Raw genomic sequence first — 1,823 nt, forward strand, 5'->3', positions numbered from 1 at the left:
TGGCCGAGAAAGTGGCCGATTCCGGGCGTTTCGGCAGGTGGCCACCCGCAGCACGGATGGCCGGAACCCCGCGTGGTGCGGGGATTTCGGGCAAGAAAAAGGGCCCGGAGACTGTCCGGGCCCTTGTGATTGGTGGTGCAGTCAACCACCGATTTCGAACTCATTTTCCGAACCCCTGCGCAATCCTTCGGGCCAGTGCGGAAAGTTTCGGGCGTTTGTCCGTTTCACGCCGCCCCCGCAGGAGCACGCTGTAGCCCCGCTGCTCACGGTCTCACTGGATTTCAGCGTCATCGTTCGGCCAATGCCTCGACAGATCCATACTGTCGTGAAGCAGGCGCAGCACCTCGATGACTCGCCCCGGGGCAACCCGGAACACGACGAAGTGACGGCCCTTTCTGCCCTGCCGCGCCACATGCAGGGTGCGAATGCCGGGCGCGATGTCGTCCCTCGCTTTGGCCCCCAGGATGTCGGGCCCCTCGTGCAAGGCCTCGATGGCTTGTGTCACGGTGTCGACGTAGTACCCAGCCTGCCGGGAACCGAAGCGCTCCGCCGTCCACGCCGCGATGTCGAGCAGATCGGCCTCGGCACTGGCGGCCAGGCGAACGCGCCACGGCTCGCTCATGCTTGGGCGAGCGTTTGGGCTGTCACGGCCTTCAGGTGAGCGCGCAAGGATTCCTTGGTATCGAACGTCTTGTAGCGTCCCGCCTCGATATCGGCGATGCCCGCCTTGGCGGCGGCGCGCAGCGCTTCGAGGCGGCTGGCGTCCTCGGCCTCGCGTTGTTCGACAAGACGCAAGCCCTCGCGCAGCACTTCGCTGGCGTTCTGGTAGCGGCCGCTGGCGACCAAATGCTCTACCAGCGCGGCCTGGTGATCGGTGAGGACAACATTGCGCGTCGGCATGACGATCTCCTTGCAGGAAAGATTGGCATAGTATGCCAACCCTACACCCGGAGTGCAATCCCGATGGGTCACTCCACTGGGGGCTCCGCTGGGGGTAACCCGCATGCACGGCCCCCCGTCGCAGCCTCGCCAATGCAACATTTTTGATACATCCCCGCGACAATATGCCATCTTGCTATTGACAGCCCCCATTACAATTAGTCGGACCTGCAAAACTCATTTCGCAAAGCTCAGTGAGCTGACGAGCGCGGCGCGATGACCCGGAACGCCCAAGTTCGCCGCCACGGCGCACAGCCGGCCCAAGGCGCGCAGCCATAAAAAAACCGCCCGGATGCCACGGCGGGCGATCGCCCGCAGCAGCCAGGCGATGTTGTAGCCCGCGGCGCACAGCACCGCGTTCAGCGCATCGCCCTCGGCGCCCTTGAGCCAGCACCGGCGCATGCCGTGGTCGGCCTTGAGGTGTCCGATGGCTGGCTCCACCGCCTGGCGCCGCTTGAGCCAGCGCCGCTGCACCGGCGTGAGCATCTTGCGCTTGCCGCGATGCACCAACTCGACCTCGCCGAGCTGCGCGTCCACCCCGCGGTAGCCCAGATCCACGATCGCCACCTTGGGCTTGGCTGCGATGTCTTGCAGCAGGATCGTCGTCTGCTCCAGCTGCTCGGCCAGTGTGTGACCGTCGTAGGGGTTGCCGGTGAAGCTGCGCGCTCCGACCATCAGCCCCTGCTTGGCGGTGACCGCCACGCTGACCTTCACGCCGAACTCGTAGGGCTGGCGGGCCTTGCCCTTGCCGATGCACTCGACCTCCGGGGCGTGCAGCGCGTACAGCTTGCCTTTGTCCTTGGGGCGCTGCTCGCGCAGGCGCTGCGCGCGTTGCAGCCATGGCTGCAGCTTGTGCCGCGCGGCCTGGCTCAACTGCGGCATCT

Annotated in this window: 3 protein-coding genes; all 3 read right to left on the reverse strand. The window is 65.8% G+C overall.

What is annotated here, in order from left to right; all coding sequences use genetic code 11:
* Positions 1–271: 271 nt before the first annotated feature.
* On the reverse strand, positions 272–622 hold the full coding sequence (locus CTA01S_RS16045; protein ID WP_062196848.1) for a type II toxin-antitoxin system RelE/ParE family toxin: 351 nt from the start codon (positions 620–622) through the stop codon (positions 272–274).
* Positions 619–900 carry a type II toxin-antitoxin system ParD family antitoxin gene (locus CTA01S_RS16050; RefSeq protein WP_062196849.1) on the reverse strand — a complete coding sequence of 94 codons (282 nt, stop codon included), beginning with the start codon at positions 898–900 and terminating at the stop codon, positions 619–621. Before CTA01S_RS16050 ends, CTA01S_RS16045 begins: the two co-directional genes overlap by 4 nt.
* 216 nt (positions 901–1,116) lie before the next feature.
* Positions 1,117–1,823: transposase (locus CTA01S_RS16055; RefSeq protein WP_232301108.1), on the reverse strand; the 707-nt coding region annotated here is incomplete at its 5' end.

The sequence above is a fragment of the Caldimonas taiwanensis NBRC 104434 genome (assembly GCF_001592165.1).
GTDB classification, from domain to species: domain Bacteria; phylum Pseudomonadota; class Gammaproteobacteria; order Burkholderiales; family Burkholderiaceae_C; genus Caldimonas; species Caldimonas manganoxidans.

What these genes read in the sequence shown, in the direction of transcription:
- CTA01S_RS16045 (WP_062196848.1), bottom strand. Translation starts at nt 622, where the DNA reads ATGAGCGAGCCGTGGCGCGTTCGCCTGGCCGCCAGTGCCGAGGCCGAT.
- CTA01S_RS16050 (WP_062196849.1), bottom strand. Translation starts at nt 900, where the DNA reads ATGCCGACGCGCAATGTTGTCCTCACCGATCACCAGGCCGCGCTGGTA.